Here is a 21562-nt window from a genome sequence, read left to right as displayed (position 1 = left end):
CCTGTGTTCTCAAGGCCTGGCCACGCCGACAAAATTAAAAGGCGAGCTGAACCTTCATGGATTTGCTCCTGTCACCGGCGGTTTCAAATGCCGTGACTGCCTCTTCCAATGGGAAAGTTCCGGTCAGCAGAGGTTTCAGGTCGACACGGCGTTGGTTGATGAAATCGACGGCAAGTCCGAATTCCTCATGGAAACGGAAGGTGCCTTTCATCTCGATTTCCTTGGCAACCACCATATTCTGCGGGATAGAAACATCGCCGCCAAGGCCGAGCTGAACCACGGTGGAGCGGGGTTTCAGCGCTTCGAGACCTGACCGGACGGCCCTTTCATTGCCGGACGCCTCGAACTGCACATCGAAATAACCCTTGTTCACCGAATAGGCGGAGAGCGCATCCGGGTCACTGGCGACATTGATGACGCGGTCGGCCCCAATGGCGAGCGCCTTTTGCAGAACCGCATCCATGACATCGGTCGCGACAATTTCCCGGGCGCCATGGGCGCGGGCGGCGATGATGGCAAGCGCCCCGATCGGCCCACAGCCGGTGACCAGAACACGTTTGTCCGTTAGTGCGCCGGCGCGGTTGACGCCATGCAACGTTACCGCGAAAGGTTCCGCCATCGCCGCCTCATGAATGGAGACGCCATCCCGCACCTTGTGGCACTGATACGCCTCGGCGACCAAGCGCTGGCGGAATGCGCCCTGAATATGCGGCATGGGCATGGCTGAGCCGTAAAAGCGCATGTTCAGGCACTGGTTCTGCTGGCCCTTCAGGCAGAATTCGCAATGGTTGCAGGGCCGGCTCGGCGATACTGCGACGCGGTCGCCGACGGCGAGATGGGAAACGCCCTCCCCCAAAGCTTTGATGGTGCCGGCGACCTCATGACCGAGGATCATCGGCTCCCGCACGCGCACGGTGCCGAAGCCACCATGATTGTAATAATGCAGGTCGGAGCCGCAGATGCCACCCGCTTCGATAGCAACCTCGACCTGCCCCGGACCGGGCTGCTCGGTCTCCCGTTCCTCGATCCGCAGATCCTTGGCCGCGTGGATGACAACCGCTTTCATAGTCTCTCCTCCCATGAGGGTTTGGCTCGGCGGCTGTTGCCGCCAGGCCTTTCCTCGAATTTTTCTCAGATATCGACAACAAGTCCCTTGGCTTTCAGAACCGGCTCAAGCTTGCTGACCTCGATCACCGACTTACCCTGCTTGTAGGCTTCGATGTAACCGGCCTCGGCATCTTCGCGGGCCTGCGAAAGCTTCGCCGCTTCCTGCGCTTCCTCGCGCCTGACGACGACAAGGCCATCGGCGTCACCGACGATGATATCGCCCGGATTGATGATTTCGCCGCCGACAATCACCTGGTCGTTGACCGCAGCAATGGTCTCCTTGACCGTGCCCTTGATGCAAACGCTGAGCGAAAAGACCGGAAAACCGAGGTCCCGCAGTTGCAGCGTGTCGCGCACGCCGGTATCCGTCACCAGACCGCCGATGCCTTTTGCGAGGCAGGCATTGGCGAGAACGTCGCCGAAGGAACCCGCTTCTTCATATTCGCCGGCGGAAACGACGATGATGTCACCCGGCTTGGCATAGTTGATGGCGAGCTGCAGCATGATGTTGTCGCGCGGCGCGCATTTGACCGTGAAGGCCGGGCCGCAGAGCTTCATGCGATAATCGACCGGCTTCAGCCGCGAAGACAATGCGCCGCGACGCCCCTGCGCCTCATGGATGGTCGCAGGAGAGAATTTGGCAAGGGCTTCGACATCGGCCTTGGCCGGACGCTGCGCGATATCTTTAATGTGGATCATGAAAACCTCCCACGTTGAAGCTGTCGGCGAGAGCGTCTCGCCGACCGATAGTGTTGAAGAGTTGGAAAATTTGACCGAGGCTGAGCCGAAGCTCAGGGGATCGGGTCGAACTTCAGTTCGGACAGAGGCACGACCTTGTCGGTGCGTGTCATCTTGTATTCGGTGTTCGGGCCAAGCCACTTGTCCCAGATGCGGTTGATCTCGCCATCCGCATCGAGCTTGCGCAGGATTTCGTTGATCTTGGCGGTCAGCGCCGGGTTGTCCTTGGCCATGCCGATGCCAATGGGCTGGAAGAGCATCGGCTCTTCGATCATGCGCATCTGCTTGCCCTTGGTCTTGGATTCATTGACGAACTTGGTCATCGTCATGGTGTTGCCAACGATGCCGCGCGCCTTGCCCTGCTGAACGGCAAGATAGGCCGACGCCGTATCCTGGAATGTCAGCGGCTCGGACTTGTTGAGCTTGACCGAGAGTTCCGATGTCGAGCCCTTGCTGGAAGCGATGCGCTGGCCGACGAAGTCAGACTTCTTGGTGCCGGGGTCATCGACCGGAACGATAAGCATTTCCTTAGCCAGATAATAAGGGTCGCTGAACTGGATCTGCTCGGCACGGCTCTGGGTATAGGCGAGGTTGGCGACCGAGAGATCGACGCGGCCGAGCTTGACTTCGGGAACGCGTGCTTCGACCGACACCGGCTTGACCTCGGCCTTGACGCCGAGTTCCTTGGCGATGGCGCCGCACAGATCAACATCGAAGCCGGCCATTTCACGTGTCTTCGGATCCGGCGAGGCGAAAGGCGGTACGTCGGCGAAAGTGGCGCAACGCAGCGTCTTGTTCGCGATAATCGTATCGAGCTGGTCGGCCTTGGCCGGCATGATGGCAGCCGAGGTCGCCAAAGCGGCGGTAAGAGTAATGCACTTCCAGTTCATTTCAGTTCTCCCTGTTATTATAGAGGTTGGGTTGATAGTTCGGTCCTGAGCGAGATTTCAGGCGAAAACCGCTCACACTTTTCGCCATCCCGCTCTAGTGCCTGAGATCAGCGAGAAAACGCTGGGCACGGGGATGTTGCGGATTTTTGAAAAACTCGTCCGGCTTAGCCGTCTCGAGAATGCGTCCCGCATCGATGAACCAGATGCGGTCGGCCACTTCACGGGCAAAGCCCATTTCATGGGTGACGCAGAGCATGGTCATGCCTTCGGCTGCGAGGCTCTTCATGACGGCGAGCACCTCACCCACCATTTCCGGGTCGAGAGCGGAGGTCGGCTCGTCGAACAGCATGACCGGCGGCTCCATGGCGAGCGCCCGCGCGATTGCGACGCGCTGCTGCTGGCCGCCGGAAAGCTGTGCGGGATAGGAATTGGCCTTGTCGGCAAGGCCGACGCGATCGAGAAGCTTCAGCGCCTTGTCATGGGCGACGGCCGGAGAAACACCCTTCACCCGGATCGGCGACATGGAGACATTCTCCACCACCGAAAGATGCGGGAAGAGGTTGAAGCTCTGGAAGACGAAACCCACCCGGCTGCGCAGCGCATTCAGCTCCTTTGCGCGCATCTGGGCATGGATGTTCCTGCCATCGAGCATGATCGAGCCGCTGCTGATCTCCTCCAGACGGTTGATCGTGCGGATGAGGGTGGACTTGCCGGAACCCGATGGCCCGCAGATGACAACGACTTCGCCACGGGTGACGTTTTCGTTGACATCCTTGAGCACCTGATAATCGCCATAGCTTTTGCAGACCTGCGAGAGCGTGATGGTGTAGGGATCTTGAGTGGCGGAAACTGGCGCGGTCATAGCTGCTCCGTAACGATATTGGCGGGGGCCGGGGCCGTGTCTGCGGCAAGCTTGCCACGCGGGCCAGCCCGCCGGCGGGCGATACGCCGCTCGAGAAGATTGGCGACATGGGTCAGCGACCAGCAGATGATGTAATAAACCAGCGCCAGAATGAGGAAGACCTGGAAAGGCTGGGTCAAAAGCTGGTTGTTCACCTGGTTCGCCGCAAAGGTCAGATCAGGCACATTGATGACGTAGCCGAGCGTCGTATCCTTGATGGTGGACACGAATGTCGAGATCAGGCTCGGGATCATGTTGTAGAGCGCCTGCGGGAGGATGATATAGCGCATCGCGCTGAAATATCCGTGCCCCAGCGCACGCGCCGCATCCATCTGCCCCGCTCCAAGCGACACGATGCCGGCGCGGACAACCTCGCTCATGAAAGCACCCTGATAAATGACGAGCGTCGCCAGCATGGTAACGAAGCTCGGCACATCCGCCCCGGTCCACAACGGAACGAGAAAATAGCTCCAGAGAATGAGCATCAGCAGCGGCACGCCACGGGTGAAATAGACCACGGCGGTGACCGGCCAGCGCAAGAGCCGCCATTTCGACAGCCGCGCCAGCGCCATCAGAATGCTGACGGGAAAGGCTAGCGCGATGCTGAGCGCTGAGAGGATGAGCGTGTTGGCAAGGCCGCCCAGCGGCCCGTTGGGATATTGGCCGATCAGGAGAAGCAGCCAGTAATCCTTGATGATTGCGATCATGTCGTGGATCATGCCCGTGCCCTCCGCAGTGGATCGGCACGCATGGAGATATAGGCTCCGAGACCCATGATCAGCAGCGAGAAGAACAGATAAAGCACGGTGGCGACCAGATAGACCTCAAACGTCCGGAAACTCAGATTCTCGACTTCCTTGACCGCATGGGTGAGTTCGGGCGCGCCGATCAGAACGCCGAGACTGCTGTTCTTGAACAGCGAAGTGCTGTGATTGATCAGCGGCGGCAGCGCGTTGCGAACGCCCTGTGGCATGATGACGAAACGCATGGCCGAGACATAGCTATGCCCGAGCGCACGCGCCGCTTCCATCTGGCCGGGATTGATGGAGCGAACGCCGGAACGCAGATCTTCGCTGAAATAGGCGGCCTGACAGAGGCCGAGGCCGATAATGGCGAAGATCGCTTCCGCATTATGGCTGGAAAGCCAGCTGGCCAGCCCGCTCGGCAACAGCGTGAAGACGCCGAAATACCAGAGCATCAGCTGCACCAGCGTCGGAACGTTCCGGTGATAGGAAACATAGGCCGCCACCAGCGGATCGCCGAAGCGGAAGGGCGACAGGCGGACGGCGAGAAGCACGATGGCCAGCGACATGGCGAGAAGCCACGAGCCGGCATAGATGATGAACGTCATCTGGATGCCATGCAAAAGCATCGAGACGTAATCTGTATTGCTCAGAATTGCCCAGAGGTCAAAACCGCTCACGCGAGTTTTCCTCCGGAACCGCCCGCAGCTGCCTGATATTCGGCGGTTTGGGGCTTGGCCGTCTGCAGCCCGCCCATGACCTGAAGCGTCGGGGTGATTTCCATGTGGCCGATATTCATGGCCACGGGTGCGGCGATGGCAAACGCAATCGCATCGGCGATATCGGACGCCTGCGGCAACTCGAAACCATCGATGAAACGTTCGCGAATGCTCGGATCATCGCCATGCACATGATTGAAAATATCAGTCGCGACGCGACCGGGGCAGATTTCCGTCACCCGCACGCGCTTGCCGAAAGCATCGATGCGCAGCTGGTTGGACAGCATCGCCACGCCGGCCTTGCTGGCGTGATAGGTGGAATTACCGCCGAAATTGTAATTGCCGGCAATGGAGGAGATGTTGATGACGTGACCGCGATCACGCGCCACCATTCCCGGCACCACCATGCGGCACAGATGCAGCACGGCCCGCAGGTTGACGTCGATCAGGAGATCGATATCGCTCTCATCCGCTTCCAGGAACTTCTTCGGGCGGTCGACGCCGGCATTGTTCACGAGGACATCGAACGCTACCTCACTGGTGAGCTTTGCAAGCGCCGGTCGGTCCGTCACATCGATGGCATGGGCAAAGCAGCCCGTGCGCTTCGCCAGCTTGTTGAGAGCGTCCGCGCTTCTGGCAACCGCATGCACTTCCAGCCCTTCGCGGCAAAGGCGCTCCACGACGGCGGCGCCAATTCCGGAAGATGCGCCGGTTACGAGTGCGGTCTTGTAGTCTGAGAATGGCATGTTTGTCCCCTATCGTTGAACAAACATTAGTGAAGCTTTCATCGCTTGCCTAAGACCGATTTTTTTTGGAGTAATAAGCAACTTGTATGGATGACGGATGCGAACGCTACTTTCGGCACTGCGCCAGTCCGGCTGGCGAAAGGGCACACCTGCCCCGTCACCGCCCGAACCGCCTAGACGACCGGCGTCAGCAAATCTTTCCCCGCAAAATGCGCATCCAGATTGGCGAGAACCAGAGCGCCCATTTCCAGCCGCGTCTCATGGGTCGCAGCGCCGATATGCGGGGCGAGAACCACATTGCGCATGCCGAAGAGTGCCTCGGGAACATGCGGTTCGTTCTCGAAGACGTCGAGCGCCGCACCTTTCAACCCACCCGCCATGAGAATATCGACCAGCGCCTTTTCATCCACCAGCGACCCTCTGGCGACATTGACTAGAACCCCATCCGGCCCCAGCGCCTCCAGCACCTGGCGGTTGATGGCATGTTTCGTCTCCGGCGTCGCCGCAGCCGCGACAATCAAGACGTCACAGGCACGCGCGAGCGACACCGCCGTCGGATGATATTCATGGGCCACATCCTGTTTTTGCCGACTGAAATAGGAAATTTCCGCATTAAAGGCTTCCAGCCGCGCCGCGATGGCCCGGCCTATGCGGCCGAGCCCGTAAATGCCGTAACGCCGGCGCGACGCCTTGTTGCCGAGCGGCATCTCGCCTCTTTTCCATGCGCCAGAGCGGACATGGTGATCCGCATTGACGAGTTGGCGCAGCAGCATGATGGAAAGTCCAATGGCGAGATCGGCGACGTCCTCGGTCAGCACGTCCGGCGTGTTCGTCACCCTGAAGCCGTGCGCGCGGGCCTGATCGAGATCGACCTTGTCGAAACCGACGCCGTTGATGGCGACGATTTCGAGAGCCGGCAGGCAGGCGGCGAGATCAGGGGCGACACCGATATGGCCGCCGGTGACGACAGCCTTTATCGACGCCGCCTCCGCCTGCAAAAACGCCTGTTTGTCGGATATTTCGTGCCAGCGATGGACCCGGAAGCGCTTTTGCAATTCGGCTTCTATCTGTGGCTGAAGCGGGTAGGTTTGCAGAAGATCGGGCTTCATGCGCGCTCCTTAGCCGCGACCGACGAAAGGCATGCCGCTCGCCATCACCGTCATGGTCAACACATTCGCTTCGAGCGGCAGCGAGGCCATATGCACCACGGCCCGGGCGACGATACTCGCATCGATGGTGGGTTCGATGGCGGTGCTGCCATCCGCCTGCAACACACCGGTGGCCATGGCGCGCGTCATTTCGGTGCTGGCATTGCCGATATCGATCTGCCCGCAGGCGATGTTGAATGCCCGACCATCCAGCGCGGCCGACTTGGTAAGGCCGGTGATCGCGTGTTTGGTCGCGGTATAGGGTGCCGAACGCGGCCGCGGCGTGGTGGCCGAAATCGAGCCGTTATTGATGATGCGCCCGCCCTGCGGCGATTGCGCCTTCATCTGGCGGAACGCCGCCTGGGTACAGAGAAAGGCGCCCGTGAGATTGGCCCCGACCACCGCGTTCCAGGTTTCGAACGGCACATCTTCGATATAAACGGCCGGCGCCGACATGCCGGCATTGTTGACCAGAAGATCGAGACGGCCGAAACGTCCGGTGACCTCCGCAAACAGCCGTTCGACATCGGCCGGAACGGAAATATCGGCCGCGACGGCCAGAACGCGGTCTCGATGTTCGCGCCATTCGCCGACAGCGGCGTCCAGAACCTCCCGCCGTCGCCCGGTGATCGCGACGCTGTAACCATCGTCCAGGAGCGCTTTGGCAATCGCCTTGCCGACTCCTGTTCCTCCGCCCGTGACGAGCGCGATCTTTCCATCACTCATGCTGCTTTCACCTCCAGCTCATCTTCCACATGCGCCTGAATGATTTCGGCAAAGGACGTTTCCGCCCTGAAGCCGAGCGACAGCGCCAGTTGCGGATCGTAGTCCTCGGCCCAGCCATCGACGATCCGGATGATCCGCTCGTCGGGAACGCGTTTGATAAGCGCCACAGCCTTTTCCCCGGCAAAGGCGCGCAGGGCCTCGATTTCATCGGCCACCGTGGCAGAAAGCCCCGGCATGATGAGATTGCGGCGAACGCCAAGCCCGGAGAGATCAACACTCGCGGCGCGCAGAAGGAAGGCGACAGCCGAGCGCGGGCTGGCAAACCAGTGGCGCACGGTATCGGCGACAGGCAGCACCGCTTCCTGGCCCACCAGCGGTTCGCGCAGGATATTGGAGAAGAAGCCGGAGGCGGCCGCATTCGGCTTGCCGGGGCGGATGCAGATGGTGGGCAGGCGGATGCTGACGCCATCGAAGAAACCACGACGGCTATAATCCGCAAGCAACAGCTCCACGATCGCCTTCTGCGTGCCGTAGCTGGTCAGCGGAGCCGTCAGGAACTCATCGCCGATTACCTTGGGGAATGGCGAGCCGAACACGGCGAGCGACGAGCAGAACACTACGCGCGGCCGGTATCCATCCTTTTGATGCTCCAGACGGATGGCTTCGAATAGCGAACGTCCGCCATCGAGATTGATGCGATAGCCTTTCTCGAAATCGGCCTCCGCCTCGCCCGAAACCACGGCGGCGAGGTTGAAGATCACATCCGGTCGCCTGGCGATCAGCTTTTCGGCGACGCCGACATTCGACAGATCGCTACGCTCGATGGTCACTGCGCCGCCGAAGCCTTTCGGCGCAACCGGCTCGAAAACATCCGTCAGCGTCATTTCGGTGATCTTCACACCGCCAAGCGCTCCGTCAGAAGCGAGACGTTGCATCAATTTGCGGCTGATCATTCCCGCCGCGCCGATTATCAGAATATGCATATTTCACCTTTGTTTGGCCGGCCGCGCCGGCTCGATTGATTGTCAGTCGTCGTCACCCTGAAACACCACCTCGCGACGGCGCATGATCGCCGGCATCGCCATCATGATGACGACCATGCCGGACAAGGCGAGCAGGGTGGCGCTGATTGGGTGAGTGACGAATGTCGAAAAATCGCCCTGCGAAATCAGCAGCCCCAGGCGCATGTTCTGTTCCAGAAGCGGACCGAGGACGAAGCCCAAAACCAGAGGCGCGGGTTCGCAGCCGATCTTGCGCAGGAAGAAGCCGACAATGCCAAAGACTGCGCAGAACAGAACATCGACGACGCTGTAGGACAGGCCATAGGCGCCGATGGCGCAGAACATCAGAATGGCGGGGCACAAAAAGCGGTAAGGAATGCCGAGAAGCCGCACCCAGATGCCGATCAGCGGCAGGTTCAGCACCAGCAGCAGCAAATTGCCCACCCACATGCTGGCGATCAGCCCCCAGAAAAGGTCGGGCCGCGATTGCATGACCTCCGGTCCCGGCGTAATGCCCTGGATCATCATTGCACCGACCATCAGCGCCATCAGTCCATTGGCGGGAATACCGAGCGTCAGAAGCGGGATGAAGGAGGTCTGCGCGCCGGCATTGTTAGCGCTTTCCGGCCCGGCCAACCCTTCGATCGCACCCTTGCCGAACCGGGATGGATCTTTGGCGATCTTGCGCTCCAGCGCATAACTCGCAAACGAACTCATGATCGCACCACCACCGGGGAGCACGCCGAGGAAGGAGCCGAGTGCGGTGCCGCGCAACACAGCGGGAAAGGCCTGTTTGAAATCCTGCCGGGTCGGCATCAGCGATCCGGTCTTTGCCGCGCCCGCATCGCGCTCCACGCCCTGCTGCAGATTGAAGAGAATTTCGCTGACGCCGAGCAGCCCGATGGCCAGCACCACGAAATCGATACCGTCGAACAGTTCCGCCATGCCAAAGGTGAAACGCTGCTCACCGGATGTCGGATCAATGCCGACGAGGCTGAGCGCGATACCGAAGGCGACCATGCCGACCGCCTTGACCGGCGATCCGCTGGACAGAAACACGGCGAACAGAAGCCCGAAGATCACCAGACTGAAATAATCAGCCGGCCCGAAGGCAAGCGCGACGGCGGAAAGCGGCTTTGCGACAACAACGATCAGCACGGTCGCCACCGTGCCGGCAAAAAACGACCCGAGCGCCGCCGTGGCCAGCGCCACACCCGCCCTGCCCTGCCGGGCCATGGCATATCCATCGATGCAGGTGACGACGGATGAGGATTCGCCCGGCAGGTTGACGAGGATCGCCGTGGTCGAACCACCATATTGCGCACCGTAGAAAATGCCCGCAAGCATGATCAGCGCCGCCGTATCGGGCATCGTATAGGTAATCGGCAGAAGCAGTGCGACGGTGGCGGAAGGACCGATGCCCGGCAGGATGCCGATCATCGTGCCGAGCGTGACACCCAGCAGGCAATAGAAAAGATTGACGGGCGTGACTGCCACGCCAAAACCGAGAACGATATTGGAAAGAAGATCGGTCATGGCAGCAGCGGTATCCTCTGTCCGAGGCCCACAACGAAAATGAGGATGCAGGCGAGGATGAGCACGGCGGAAAGCAGCAGAACCTCAACCGGGCGGATCCTGCCATAAGCGATGCAGGCGAGCACGATCAGCACGAAGGCGGCGGCGATAAAGCCCAAAGGCTCGATCAGCAGCGCAAAACCGGCAATGCCGGCCACCGCCAGAAACGGGCGCATCTTCGGCGCCACCCAGGCTTCCGATGGTGTCTTTCCCAGCATATCCTGTAAAAGCAGCGCGATACCCAGCGCAAACATCAAGGCTGCGATGACCGTCGGCATATAGCCGGGTCCGGGCTGGAAATTAGTGCCCATGCTCAGCGGTCGCGCGCCGTAATAAAGCCCGGCGGCGGCCGCCAGAAAGAAGGCCCCGGACAGAATATTCGCGGTCAGTTTCGAGCCGTTTTCGGCCATGATTATCTCCCCTCCTCATCAAGGAATACGCCGCGCCTCCGACACGGCGTATTCAAATGCCGAATTGCTGGCTCAATCGGCCCAGACACATCCCTTCGAGCGCATCATTTCATAACGATCCTCGATATCCATCTTGCCCTGCCGGTGCAGCTCCATCATGTGGTTCTCGTGGTCGTCGCGCTCCCGGCAGGCCTTGACGAGTTTCGGGATATCGCTCTCGCGAACGACGACGACGCCGTCATCATCGCCGCAGACGATATCGCCGGGGCTGATCAATTCGCCGCCCACCACGACCTGATGGTTGATGGTGCCGAGCGTGTCCTTGGAGGTGCCCTTCATGCAAAGCCCGAGCGAGAACACCGGGAAACCAATTTCGCGCAGACCCTTGCCATCACGCACGGCGGCGCTGACCACAAAGCCGACAATGCCCTTGCCGATGCAGGCGGCGGCCAGCACATCGCCAAAGCCGCCCTGATTGGGATTGTCGCCGCCATCTATGACCAGCACATCACCGGGCTTTGCCAGATTGATGGCTTCAAAAATCATCAGATTGTCGCCGATATGGCATTTCGCGGTGATTGCCGGGCCGCAGATTTTCAGGCCGGGCTTGATCGGCTTGATGCGATAATCGAGAGCGCCGAGCTTGCCCTGTGCCTCGTGAATGGTCGCGGGGCTGAACTTGCTGATCGCCTCGACATCGGCCTTTGAAGGACGCTGGAAATTGCGGATGACATGGGCCATTGGCCGGATTCCTTTCAATAGTGGGTCATGCCCGGGCCAAACGCAGGCCCAAGCGTCATTTTGGTTTAGGTTGAGAGAAGCAGTCGTTGCCGGCCGCTTATTTTGTCCAGGGCTTGCTTTTCCAGAGCTCGGCCAGATTGGCGTTGCCCTTCTTGAGAGCCTCGGCAAATTCGGCCTGGGTCAGCGGCAGCGTCGTCAGTTCGCGCTTCTTGGCGTCGGCAAGATAATCCGGGTCCTTCAGCGCCTTCTGGAAGGCATCGACCAACTTTGCCTCCACATCCGCTGGCAGGCCTTTAGGCGCACCGAAACCGGCAAGCAGACTGAACTGAACATTGTAGCCGGCTTCCTTGAAGGTCGGCGCATCAGGCGAGAGCGGCGAACGCTCTGCACCGGAGGTCGCGAGCACACGCAGCGCGCCCGAACGGTTGTCGGCAAAGACCTCGTTGAGGTTCATGAAACCGAGCGTCACGTGGTTGCCAAGCATGGCGAGCCTTGCCGGCCCGCCACCGTTGAAGGGCACAAAATTGAGCTTCACGCCCGCTGCGTCTTCAAACAGCAGGGCGGTGATCTGGCTCGGATGGCCGATGCCCGTCACGCCGACGACGACCGGGTTCGCCTTGGCCGCCTCGGCAAATTCCTTGGCGGTCTTGATCGGCGACGCCTTATTGACGGTCAGCGCCAGATCGCCGCCGATCTGGTTGGCGAGCGGCGTAAAGGCATCTTCCTTATAGCTGGCATTGCCCTGCACGATCGGCGAATACATGGACGGGAAATTCAGCGCGCCGATGGTGTAACCGTCAGGCTTGGCATTGGCGATATAGGTGGCGCCTATCAGCCCGCCGGCACCTTCGCGGTTTTCCACCACGACCGATGTGCCGAGATATTTTTCGAGGTACGGCACCAGCGCCCGCGACTGGATATCGGTGCCACCGCCGGCCGGATAACCGATGACCAATGTGACCGGCCGCTCCGGATATTCCGCCGCTGCCCCTCCTGCAGCCAGCATTCCCGCAGCCGCCAGCACAAAAAACAGAGATGTCTTCAAACGCATATCTTTTCCTCCCCGATACGCTTTCACCGGGGAGGCTAGGAAGAAGCCATCAACAACACAAATACCGAGTTTTCAAATTACCCATACAAATCTTTTATGGGTTAAGCGAAGGCTCACGCCTTGCGACCGACCGCAACAGGTCTCGAAACAGCCTGAAGGTGCGCTCGTCCACCTCCCTGCCCTTCAGCAGATGGATGGAGCGATAGATAACCGGATCGGTTATATGCGCGGCCTGAAGCTGGCCAGCCTCCTGCTCCTGCTGAACCGAATTCCATGACAGAATCGTCGCACCGATGCCGGCGCTGACGGCGCGTTTGATCGTATCCTGCCCGTCAATTTCCATAGTCACGTTCAGTGTAATGCCGGCACGGGCGGCAGCCTCGTCTATCGATACGCGCAGCGGATTGTCCTTTGGCGGCAGAATAAGGTCGAGCTTTGCGGCCCCCTCAAGCGGCATCGCCCTGCCGAGTGGCCTTGACGACACGGCAAACAGGCTCTCCTTGACGATAAGATCGTCTGCCTTTTCCTCCGCACCGACAAGCGCGACCGCCATATCCACCTTGCCGAGACGGATGAGGCGCAGCGATTCATCATTGCGCGCCTCTATCAGCCGCAATGAGACCTTGGGCATCGAAGCGGCAACCTCGCTGATGATGCTTGGCGCAAAGGCGGTCGCCCAGGAGGGAATGAGGCTCAGTCGGACCACCCGCTCATCCAGATAGGCCATGGCGCGGATTTCCGCTTCCGCCTGCCTGACCTTCTCGGTAATCTCCCGCGCATGGGAAAGCAGGACTTCACCCTTTTCCGTCGCCTTCACCCCGCGCGCCAGCCGGTGCAGCACGGGAAACCCCACCAGCCTTTCCAGTTCCGTGATGTGGTGGCTGAGCGCCGGCTGGGCGATGCCCAATTGCCGCGCCGCCGCCGACATGGAGCCGCAATCAGCAATCGCGACCAGATATCGCAGCCTGCGCAAATCCAACATGCCCGCTTAAACCTCCCGCCAGTTCGAGAGGTGATCATGACACCAAATCGCCGCCATGACCTAGGGCAAAAAGCCCTTTTCCGCGAAAGGTGGGCAATGGGCCAAGTGATGGGGTAAGACAAGATTCTTATGACAGCCGGCCAAGGCTTTTCTCCGCTTCTTCCCCATGACACGGTCTCGGCTGCGATGGGGAGCGGGATGGATCCTAAGACCGGTATTTTGCTCAAGCTGACGGCCATGCTGGCATTCACAGTCATGTCCGCCTGTGTGAAGGGTTTGGACGGGGCGATCCCGGTCGGCGAAGTCGTCTTCTGCCGGGGATTTTTTGCGCTCATTCCCCTCTGCCTCTGGTTCGTCGCCTCGTCAGAGCGGATAACCGTGCCCGCCACGAAGAATATAGGCCGCCTGCTTGCCGGAAGCTCGGCCGGGCTCGGCGGCATGTTCTTCGGCTTTCTGGCGCTCGCCTATCTGCCGCTGGTGAATGTCACGGTGCTGAGCTACACAACGCCGCTTTTCACCATCATGCTGGCAGCGCTGCTTTTGCGCGAAAAGGTGCGGATTTACCGCTGGTCCGCCGTGCTCACTGGCTTCATTGGCGTCTTTATTACTTTATCACCCAATCTGGTCTTTGATGCCGCATCAGGCCCCGCCCGGATCGACGGCGTTGCGATGATCGGAACCGCACTGGCGTTGACCGGCGCGCTTTGCGCCGCCTTTTCCTCCATCGCCGTCCGCCACCTGAACAGTATCGAAAAGCCGTCGCGCATCGTGCTCATTTATACGCTGACGGGCGTGGTCGCCGGCTTCACCACGATCATATTTGGATGGAAGATGCCGGATTTTCACCAGTTCCTGCTGCTTGCCGGCGGGGGCCTCGCCGGCGGCATCGGCCAGATCACCATGACGCTCAGCCTGCGCCACGCCCAGGCGTCGCTGCTGGCGCCCTTCGATTACACGACGATGGTCTGGGCGATCGCCCTCGGTTATCTCTTCATGGCCGAGGTGCCGACGGGTGCGACCATCGTCGGCGCGCTGACGGTCATCGCCGCCGGACTGTTCGCCATGTGGCGCGAAAACCGGCTGGCAAAACGGTCTATCAGGGAGCCGACAGCGTCAACTGTTCCGTGACGCGCCTTTTGTGCAGCCGCCTTTCCCGCCACAACGTGAACAAGCCGGCGGCAACGACTATAGCAGCCCCCAGAATGGTCGTCAGGGCCGGAAGCTGATCCATGAAGGCATAGCCAATCAACAGCGCCCAGACCATCGTCGTATAATCGAACGGCGCCAGCAGCGAGGCCTCCGCATAACGCAGGCTGAGCGTTACCAATATCTGCGCGGTTCCGCCGATGAGACCGGTGCCGATCAGCAGGGTCCATTGCCACGCGGTCGGCATTTTCCAGCCCATGCCGATGCTCGCGAAACCAATGACGGTTGTGAGCAGGGTAAAATAGAAGATGATTGCGCCGGTATTTTCCGTCTGCGTCAGATGCCGAATCTGGATCATCGATATGGCAGAGAAAAAAGCAGCTGCCAGACCAAACAGGCCGCCGAGCATGGCGACGCCGGAACCGGAAGTGACATCCGAAACATCGAAGGAAAAATGCGGCGACAGGATCAGCACGATTCCGCAGAGCCCGACGACCACCGCCGTCCAGCGGTAAATCCTCACGACTTCCTTGAGAAGCAGCACCGCCAGAATGACGGTGAAGAGCGGTGTCGCGTAGCTGATTGCCGTTGCGTCGGCCAGCGGAATATAGGCGAGCGCCAGATAGCTGAAGACCATGCCGCCGGTACCGGAAAAACTCCGCACCAGATGGCCGCCAATGTGACTGGTCGCAACCTGTTGCCGAAATCCTCCCTGCACGGCCATCCACAGGCAGAGCGGCAGCATGGCCACCGCCGACCTGAAGAAGACCACTTGCCCGATGGGTATCTCGCCCTTCAAGCCGCTGATGCAGGCGCCCATCAGCACCAGAGCGAGCGCTGCGGATATTTTGAGGAGAATGCCTTTGCGGGAATCCATGGTTCGTTCCTTCGGACGTCTTCGAACCGTTTCACCACGCCGCGGCGGGATATCAAACCTCAAACCCGTGTCCATAGGAACTTCGTCTGACCCCATCAATCCCGCCTCCATGGTAGCTATTGCTGATGGACAGGGTGCGGATTCCGCTCCGCCTGCCCGCCACCGTGGGAACAAAAAAGACGTTGGAAACCAATATGGATCTGGAAAAGATCAAGAAACTGATCGAGTTCGTCGGCTCTTCGCGAGTATCCGAATTGACCGTGAGCCAGGAGGGAACCACGGTCCGGATCATCCGCGAAAACAATGCCGTTTCGCCGCACGCACCATCATCGCAGGCCCGGCCCGTTCCGGTGACGGAAACGGCATCCGAGACATCCCGCGCCGAAGAGAAGGCGCCGGCATCCGCCGCAGCCACACCGGTGTCATCCGGCATCGTCGCGGCACCCTCATTCGGTCTTTTCCATCGCGCCCCGAGCCCGGGTGCGGCACCTTTCGCTGAAGCCGGCGACGAGGTCAGGCAAGGACAGGAACTCTTCATCATCGAGGCGATGAAAGTGTTCAACACCGTGAGGGCCGAACGAAGCGGCAGGATCGCCAGATTTATCGCCAATGACGGCGAAGACGTCGAACTCGGACAGCCGGTGCTGGAGTTCGAATGATGGATGCGACACTCCCAAAGGTGGCTGAGCCAAGAGCATTCGACAGCGTGCTGATCGCCAATCGCGGCGAGATTGCCTTGCGGGTGCAGCGCGCCTGCCGTGAACTCGGCCTGAAGACGGTCATGATCTATTCGGAAGCCGATAAGGACGCCGACTATCTGAAGGCGGCCGATACCGCCATCTGCATCGGCCCGGCATCGCCCGGGCAGAGCTACCTCAACGCGCCGGCCATACTGCTTGCGATGGAGCTGACCGGCGCTGGCGCGGTTCACCCCGGCTATGGTTTCCTGTCCGAAAGAGCATCTTTTTCGGAAGCCGTGGAGGCGGCAGGGGCGGTCTTCATCGGCCCGCACGCCGACGCCATCCGCACCATGGGTGACAAGATCGCGGCGAAGCGGGCGATGATGGAAGCAGGCGTGCCCTGCGTTCCCGGCCCTGATTCCGCCCTGCCGGATGATATGGCGGAGGTTTCGAAAATCGCCGCCGAAATCGGTTATCCCGTCATCGTCAAGGCGGCCGGCGGCGGCGGCGGGCGCGGCATGCGTGTCGTGCGCGAAGCCTCCGCCCTTCAGGATGCCGTTCTCGTCACGAGTGAAGAAGCGAGCCGGGCCTTCGGGACACCGGAACTCTATATCGAGAAATTTCTCGAGCATCCGCGTCATGTCGAAATTCAGGTTCTCTGCGATGGTCAGGGCGGCGGGGTCTGGGTGGGGCTGCGCGATTGTTCCATGCAGCGCCGCCACCAGAAGGTCGTCGAAGAAGGCCCGGCCATCGGCATCCCGCCTGATGTCGCGGCTTTCGTCGGCAATCGCTGCGTCGAAGCCTGCCGCCAGATCGGTTATCGCGGTGTCGGCACCTTTGAGTTTCTCTACGAGAATGGCGAATTCTATTTCATCGAGATGAACACCCGCCTGCAGGTCGAACATCCGGTCACGGAAATGACCTCAGGCGTGGATCTGGTGCGCCAGCAGCTTCTCGTCGCTCTCGGCCATCCGCTGGAAATTTCGCAGGAGGATATCGTCTGCGAGGGCCATTCGATCGAATGCCGCATCAATGCCGAAGACCCTTACAACTTCATTCCCTGCCCCGGCCTGATCACGGCCCTTCACCTGCCGGGTGGCCCCGGCGTTCGCGTCGATACGCATGTGACGGCGGGTTATCGGGTTTCGGCTCATTACGATTCGCTGATCGCCAAGCTCATCGTCCATGCGCCGACCCGCGAGCAGGCGATCCTGCGCATGCGGCGTGCACTTGGCGAAATGCGCATCGAAGGCGTTTCCACCAACCTGCCGCTGCATCGGGAAATATTGCAGGACCCGGCCTTTTCCGAAGGCGGCACGGATATTCATTACCTCGAGCATTGGCTTGCAGCGCGGAGTGCAAAGTGAAGCGACAGCCTGTTTCCATATCCCGCTACAGCGAGCCCGGCACGATTGCCGATCTTGCCGCTCACCTCGAACGCAACAACCTCTCCGCCATTGAAATAGAGACGCCGGATGGATCATTGAAGATCGTTGCCATGGCAGGCGGTCAGGCCCCTGCCGCACAGCGGCCCATTGAAGCGGCCAAAGCGCCGGTAAAGGCGGGGGATATTCTTGCCCGTGCACCGATGGCCGGCATCTTCACACCCGCACATCCGCAGCGCCCCGACCGGGTGGTTCAGGCCGGACAATCCGTGGTGAAAGGCGAGATCGTCGCATTTATCGCGGCCGGACCCGTGATCGTTCCAGTCATCGCCGAAAAAGCCGGCACCGTCAGCGAAATCGTGACGGAAACCGGCGCGCTTGTCGGCTATGGCTCCACTCTTCTCAAGACCGAAACATGATGGTGACGTCGATGAGCAACCTCCCGCTGAAAACGCCCCACCTGACCCCCGCCCATCTGGGCCTGCCGAAAATCTCGATGATCGGCAACAAGACGTTCCTGATCGAAGCGCCCGGCGAGCTGGACCTGCCCGCCCAGAGGCGCATCTGGGCGCTGACACGCGCTTTGAAGGACCGCCCCGAGGTGCTGGAACTCATACCCGGCATGACCAACCTGCTGATCGTGCTGCGCAGCACGCCTGAAGACGCCGGGCGTTTGCAGGATGAGCTTCTCGACATCTGGCAAACGACTGCGGAACTCGATCTTCTGGGCAAGACCATCGAGGTGCCGACGACCTATGGCGGTGAACACGCCATCGACCTTGCGGCGATCTGCGATTATTCCGGCCTGCCGGACAAGGAAGTCCTGCGCCTGCATTTCGAGCGGACCTATACGGTTTTCGCCGTCGGTAGTGCGCCGGGCTTTGGCTATCTCGGCGGCCTTGATCCGCGCATTTTCATGCCGCGCAAGAAAGTCCCGTCGCTTCGCATGTTGAAGGGCATGGTGACGATCGGCGGCATGCAGTCCGGCATCTCGGTTCTGACCGGGCCGAATGGCTGGAATTCGCTGGGCTTCACCGAAATCACCATGTTCGATGCCACCGCCGAACAGCCGGCGGTGCTGGCGCCCGGTGACCGCGTTCGTTTCCTTCCCGAAAGGATCGAACTATGATCCATATTCTTGCCTGCGGACCGCTGAACACCGTTCAGGATCTCGGCCGCGCCGGTTATCGCAATATCGGCATCACCGCCACGGGCGCGATGGACCCGATTGCGCTCAGGGTCGGCAATATTCTCGCCGGTAACGGCGAGGATGCCGCCGCGATTGAAATCCAGACCTTTCCGTTCCGCATCGAATTCGAAGAGGCGCTGACCTTCGCCGTAACCGGTGCGGATTGCGCCGCACGGCTCAATGGTACTGATCTGCCGCCTTACTGGTGCGCGCGGGCAGAAAAGGGTCAGATCCTCGAATTTTCGACGCCGCTTAAGAATGCGCGCGCCTATCTCTGCCTTCACGGCGGCGTCGATGTTCCTGTGGTGATGGGATCGCGCAGCACCTCGCTTCGCGGCTCCTTCGGCGGCCATGAGGGACGCCACCTCACCACCGGCGACAGGCTGTCCGTTCTGCCATCCGAGCCGCCGGCGCCGCCGGCAAGCGGCCTCGGCGTCATGCCGCTTGCCGAGGCGATGCCGGACATGTTTCCAGTGTCCGACAATGGCGAATTGCTGCTGCGCGCCATTCCCGCCGCCGAACATGATCTTTTCGGCGAAGGTGCGGAACGTTTCTGGTCCGAAGCCTGGAAAATCACCTCGCAGAGCGACCGCACCGGCTACCGGCTTGCCGGCACGCCACTTATGCTTTCGGCTCCCGTGGAACTGCGCTCCTATGGCGTCATACCGGGTGTGGTTCAGGTACCGCCGGGCGGCGAGCCGATCATCCAGATGAGCGACGCCAACACCGCCGGCGGTTATCCCAAGATGGCTGGTATCATCGACAGCGATCTTTGGCGGCTCGGACAGGCGCGCATCGGCAGCCGCATCCGTTTCGTGCAGGCAACAGTGCGCGAGGCGCTGGAGGTCGAGCAGGCAATCGACGCCTATTTCGCAGATATCCGCAAGACCCTGCCACTGGTCACCGCCGCACTCGGCACGCTCGCAAAACGATAGTCCCTAAGAACACGGAGAGGGAACCATGAAGATCGATGTTAATTCCGACATGGGCGAAGGTTTCGGCGTCTATAAGGTCTGCGACGACGAGAAGCTTATGGAGGTCGTCTCTTCGGCGAATATCGCCTGCGGCTTCCATGCCGGCGATCCGGAAATGATGGCGCGCATGGTGCGTCTCGCCAAACAGAACGGCGTCGGCGTCGGCGCACATCCGGGCCTCGCAGATCGTCTCGGCTTCGGCCGCCGCGAAATTCCCGTCGATGCGGAAGAAATGGAACAGCAGGTTCTCTACCAGCTTGGCGCGCTTTCGGCAATTGCGAGAGCGCAGGATGTCTCCCTCTCCCATATCAGCTTCCATGCCGCCATGGGCAACATGATCAACCGCGATGCGGCGCTTGCCGAACGGATCATGAAAAAGATCAGGGCGGTCGATCCCAATCTCATTGTCTTTTCGATGCCTGATATGCTGATCGAAAAGGCGGCGCTGGATTGCGGGCTGAAGGTGCTCAACCTCTTTCTCGCCGACCGGGCCTATGATGTGAAGGGCCAGCTCGTGCCACGCAAGCTGCCAAATTCCGTCATCAAGGAAGAGGGAAAAGTTCGCGCGCGGGTACGCCAGTTTCTGGAAAAAGGCACGGTCACGACCATTGAGGGCGAGACCATCCCCGTTCGCGCCAGATCGATCCTCGTCCACAGCGATACGCCCGGCTCACTGGAGCTTGCGCGCACGGTGCGCAGCGAAGTGGAAGCATGTGGTGGCAGCGTCGTGCCGGCTCGCGAAGTGGTCGCCTGAAGCGGGATACGCCTCATATTCTGAAGCACAAAAATTACGGCACCGCATTCCATGTCAGGAGCGCGGTGCCGTAATTTTGTCGGCTATGGAATACGGCACGGATTTCGATCCGTCGCCAGCCGGGCCGCCTGAGCGACCCGGTCGCATAAGCATCAATTCAGCTGGANTCCACCGAGATCTACACTCTTTCCCTACACGACGCTCTTCCGATCATTGCTGTCGCTCATCCAGCTCAGTCTCACCCGGTCGCCAGCGGCGCTGACGGCATTGGTGAAACCTTCGGTCTGGGTCTGCCGGTAGGCGATCATCGGCTCGCCATTGTCCAGCCGCAGGTAATAATGCAGCATGAAACCGCGATAGACGACCTGCTCCACCCGCGCCGTGGTGGAATTGCTGGTGTTTTCACCCGCATCGACCGCAAGCGGCGAGACCGAGATCGCTTCGGGGCGAACGGTGACGACGACCTTGTTGCCCTGAACCGCCCCCATATCCTCGACATCGAGCCAAACGCCGGAACCAGTGACCAGCCGTGCGGAACGGCCACTGCGCTCCGCCACGCTCGCCTCGAAGAAGTTAGAGGCGCCGATGAAACCGGCGACGAAGCGGGTCAGCGGCTTCTGGTAGATTTCACCGGCCGGGGCGATCTGCTCGAGATTGCCGTCACGCATCACAGCGATCTGGTCCGCCATGGTCAGGGCCTCATCCTGATCATGCGTCACCATGATGGTGGTGAGGCCAAGCCGCTGCTGCAGGCTGCGGATTTCAACCTGCATGCTTTCCCTCAGGCCCTTGTCGAGCGCGCCGAGTGGCTCGTCGAGAAGCAGCATCGAAGGTTCGATCACCAGCGCACGCGCCAGCGCCACACGCTGCTGCTGGCCGCCGGAAAGCTGCGCCGGCAGCCGGTCGCCGAAGGTGTGCAGCTGAACGAGATCGAGCGCCTGCTTCACCCGTCCTTCCCGATCTGCCTTCGAGATACCCCGCATTTCGAGGCCGAAGGCGACGTTTTCGGCAACGGTCATATGGGGGAACAGGGCATAGTTCTGGAAGAGCATGCCAACGTTGCGGCGGTGAACCGGGGT

24 protein-coding genes are annotated in these 21562 nt (G+C 60.6%); 7 read left to right on the top strand and 17 right to left on the bottom strand.

The features are described from left to right. Positions 1-34: 34 nt before the first annotated feature. The 15 genes from AKG12_RS14555 to AKG12_RS14485 all read right to left on the bottom strand — a co-directional run bounded on the left by AKG12_RS14555 (position 35) and on the right by AKG12_RS14485 (position 13478). Entirely contained in the window at positions 35-1066 is a 1032-nt protein-coding gene (locus AKG12_RS14555; RefSeq protein WP_052819365.1) for an L-idonate 5-dehydrogenase, read from the bottom strand. A gap of 65 nt (positions 1067-1131) precedes the next feature. Continuing rightward, complete coding sequence (locus AKG12_RS14550; RefSeq protein WP_046799012.1) at positions 1132-1806, bottom strand: 4-carboxy-4-hydroxy-2-oxoadipate aldolase/oxaloacetate decarboxylase; 675 nt, start codon at positions 1804-1806, stop codon at positions 1132-1134. A gap of 92 nt (positions 1807-1898) precedes the next feature. Next, a complete protein-coding gene (locus AKG12_RS14545; RefSeq protein ID WP_052819364.1) occupies positions 1899-2735 on the bottom strand; it encodes an ABC transporter substrate-binding protein in 837 nt (278 codons plus the stop codon). Between the two features lie 94 nt (positions 2736-2829). Then, a complete protein-coding gene (locus AKG12_RS14540) occupies positions 2830-3597 on the bottom strand; it encodes an amino acid ABC transporter ATP-binding protein (RefSeq protein ID WP_046799014.1) in 768 nt (255 codons plus the stop codon). Beyond that, positions 3594-4355 carry an amino acid ABC transporter permease gene (locus AKG12_RS14535; RefSeq protein WP_052819363.1) on the bottom strand — a complete coding sequence of 254 codons (762 nt, stop codon included), beginning with the start codon at positions 4353-4355 and terminating at the stop codon, positions 3594-3596. Before AKG12_RS14535 ends, AKG12_RS14540 begins: the two co-directional genes overlap by 4 nt. Continuing rightward, the gene (locus AKG12_RS14530) at positions 4352-5059 is read right to left on the bottom strand and encodes an amino acid ABC transporter permease (protein WP_046799016.1); all 708 of its coding nucleotides are present in this window, start codon (positions 5057-5059) and stop codon (positions 4352-4354) included. Before AKG12_RS14530 ends, AKG12_RS14535 begins: the two co-directional genes overlap by 4 nt. Further along, positions 5056-5844, bottom strand: a complete 789-nt coding sequence (locus AKG12_RS14525; RefSeq protein WP_046799017.1) for an SDR family oxidoreductase — start codon at positions 5842-5844, stop codon at positions 5056-5058. Before AKG12_RS14525 ends, AKG12_RS14530 begins: the two co-directional genes overlap by 4 nt. Positions 5845-6017: 173 nt before the next feature. Beyond that, entirely contained in the window at positions 6018-6953 is a 936-nt protein-coding gene (locus AKG12_RS14520; protein ID WP_052819362.1) for a 2-hydroxyacid dehydrogenase, read from the bottom strand. 9 nt (positions 6954-6962) lie between these two features. Next, positions 6963-7718: an SDR family oxidoreductase gene (locus AKG12_RS14515; protein ID WP_052819361.1), complete on the bottom strand. Its 756-nt coding sequence runs from the start codon at positions 7716-7718 to the stop codon at positions 6963-6965. Continuing rightward, entirely contained in the window at positions 7715-8701 is a 987-nt protein-coding gene (denD, locus tag AKG12_RS14510; protein ID WP_052819360.1) for a D-erythronate dehydrogenase, read from the bottom strand. The genes AKG12_RS14515 and denD overlap by 4 nt, the downstream gene beginning before the upstream one ends. Before the next feature lie 42 nt (positions 8702-8743). Then, positions 8744-10255 carry a tripartite tricarboxylate transporter permease gene (locus AKG12_RS14505; protein WP_052819359.1) on the bottom strand — a complete coding sequence of 504 codons (1512 nt, stop codon included), beginning with the start codon at positions 10253-10255 and terminating at the stop codon, positions 8744-8746. Continuing rightward, positions 10252-10704, bottom strand: a complete 453-nt coding sequence (locus tag AKG12_RS14500) for a tripartite tricarboxylate transporter TctB family protein (RefSeq protein WP_052819358.1) — start codon at positions 10702-10704, stop codon at positions 10252-10254. Before AKG12_RS14500 ends, AKG12_RS14505 begins: the two co-directional genes overlap by 4 nt. Positions 10705-10776: 72 nt before the next feature. Then, positions 10777-11445, bottom strand: a complete 669-nt coding sequence (locus AKG12_RS14495) for a 4-carboxy-4-hydroxy-2-oxoadipate aldolase/oxaloacetate decarboxylase (protein ID WP_052819357.1) — start codon at positions 11443-11445, stop codon at positions 10777-10779. A gap of 97 nt (positions 11446-11542) precedes the next feature. Beyond that, positions 11543-12496 carry a tripartite tricarboxylate transporter substrate binding protein gene (locus tag AKG12_RS14490; RefSeq protein ID WP_046799024.1) on the bottom strand — a complete coding sequence of 318 codons (954 nt, stop codon included), beginning with the start codon at positions 12494-12496 and terminating at the stop codon, positions 11543-11545. 94 nt (positions 12497-12590) lie between these two features. Then, positions 12591-13478 (bottom strand): LysR family transcriptional regulator, encoded by an 888-nt coding sequence (locus AKG12_RS14485; protein ID WP_052819356.1) that lies wholly within the window; start codon positions 13476-13478, stop codon positions 12591-12593. A 198-nt stretch (positions 13479-13676) separates the two neighbouring features. Here AKG12_RS14485 and AKG12_RS14480 point away from each other — a divergent pair, with 198 nt between their 5' ends. After that, positions 13677-14606, top strand: a complete 930-nt coding sequence (locus AKG12_RS14480; RefSeq protein WP_052819355.1) for a DMT family transporter — start codon at positions 13677-13679, stop codon at positions 14604-14606. On the opposite strand, the gene AKG12_RS14475 is transcribed toward AKG12_RS14480, so the two are convergent. Continuing rightward, positions 14575-15501: a DMT family transporter gene (locus tag AKG12_RS14475; protein WP_052819354.1), complete on the bottom strand. Its 927-nt coding sequence runs from the start codon at positions 15499-15501 to the stop codon at positions 14575-14577. The two genes, AKG12_RS14480 and AKG12_RS14475, sit on opposite strands and share 32 nt — an antisense overlap. Positions 15502-15695: 194 nt before the next feature. On the opposite strand from AKG12_RS14475, the gene accB reads away from it, so the two are divergent. Genes accB through AKG12_RS14445 form a run of 6 tightly spaced genes read left to right on the top strand, consistent with a single transcriptional unit; the run spans position 15696 to position 20483 of the window. Beyond that, positions 15696-16160: an acetyl-CoA carboxylase biotin carboxyl carrier protein gene (gene accB, locus AKG12_RS14470; RefSeq protein WP_052819353.1), complete on the top strand. Its 465-nt coding sequence runs from the start codon at positions 15696-15698 to the stop codon at positions 16158-16160. Further along, positions 16157-17548, top strand: a complete 1392-nt coding sequence (gene accC, locus AKG12_RS14465; protein ID WP_052819352.1) for an acetyl-CoA carboxylase biotin carboxylase subunit — start codon at positions 16157-16159, stop codon at positions 17546-17548. Before accB ends, accC begins: the two co-directional genes overlap by 4 nt. Next, on the top strand, positions 17545-17985 hold the full coding sequence (locus tag AKG12_RS14460; RefSeq protein WP_052819351.1) for an acetyl-CoA carboxylase biotin carboxyl carrier protein: 441 nt from the start codon (positions 17545-17547) through the stop codon (positions 17983-17985). The genes accC and AKG12_RS14460 overlap by 4 nt, the downstream gene beginning before the upstream one ends. Beyond that, positions 17982-18695 (top strand): 5-oxoprolinase subunit PxpB, encoded by a 714-nt coding sequence (gene pxpB, locus AKG12_RS14455; protein WP_052819350.1) that lies wholly within the window; start codon positions 17982-17984, stop codon positions 18693-18695. Before AKG12_RS14460 ends, pxpB begins: the two co-directional genes overlap by 4 nt. After that, complete coding sequence (locus AKG12_RS14450; RefSeq protein WP_052819349.1) at positions 18692-19690, top strand: 5-oxoprolinase subunit C family protein; 999 nt, start codon at positions 18692-18694, stop codon at positions 19688-19690. Before pxpB ends, AKG12_RS14450 begins: the two co-directional genes overlap by 4 nt. A gap of 25 nt (positions 19691-19715) precedes the next feature. Continuing rightward, positions 19716-20483, top strand: a complete 768-nt coding sequence (locus AKG12_RS14445; RefSeq protein WP_046799032.1) for a 5-oxoprolinase subunit PxpA — start codon at positions 19716-19718, stop codon at positions 20481-20483. Positions 20484-20674: 191 nt separating this feature from the next. On the opposite strand, the gene AKG12_RS14440 is transcribed toward AKG12_RS14445, so the two are convergent. Then, positions 20675-21562 (bottom strand): ABC transporter ATP-binding protein (locus AKG12_RS14440; protein ID WP_052819348.1); only part of this gene is annotated, 888 nt, incomplete at its 5' end.

This window comes from Agrobacterium sp. SUL3 (assembly GCF_001263295.1).
Classification (GTDB): domain Bacteria; phylum Pseudomonadota; class Alphaproteobacteria; order Rhizobiales; family Rhizobiaceae; genus Agrobacterium; species Agrobacterium tomkonis.
The sequence above is the reverse complement of the archived record's forward strand: the minus strand, read 5'-3'. Positions and strand labels throughout refer to the sequence as shown.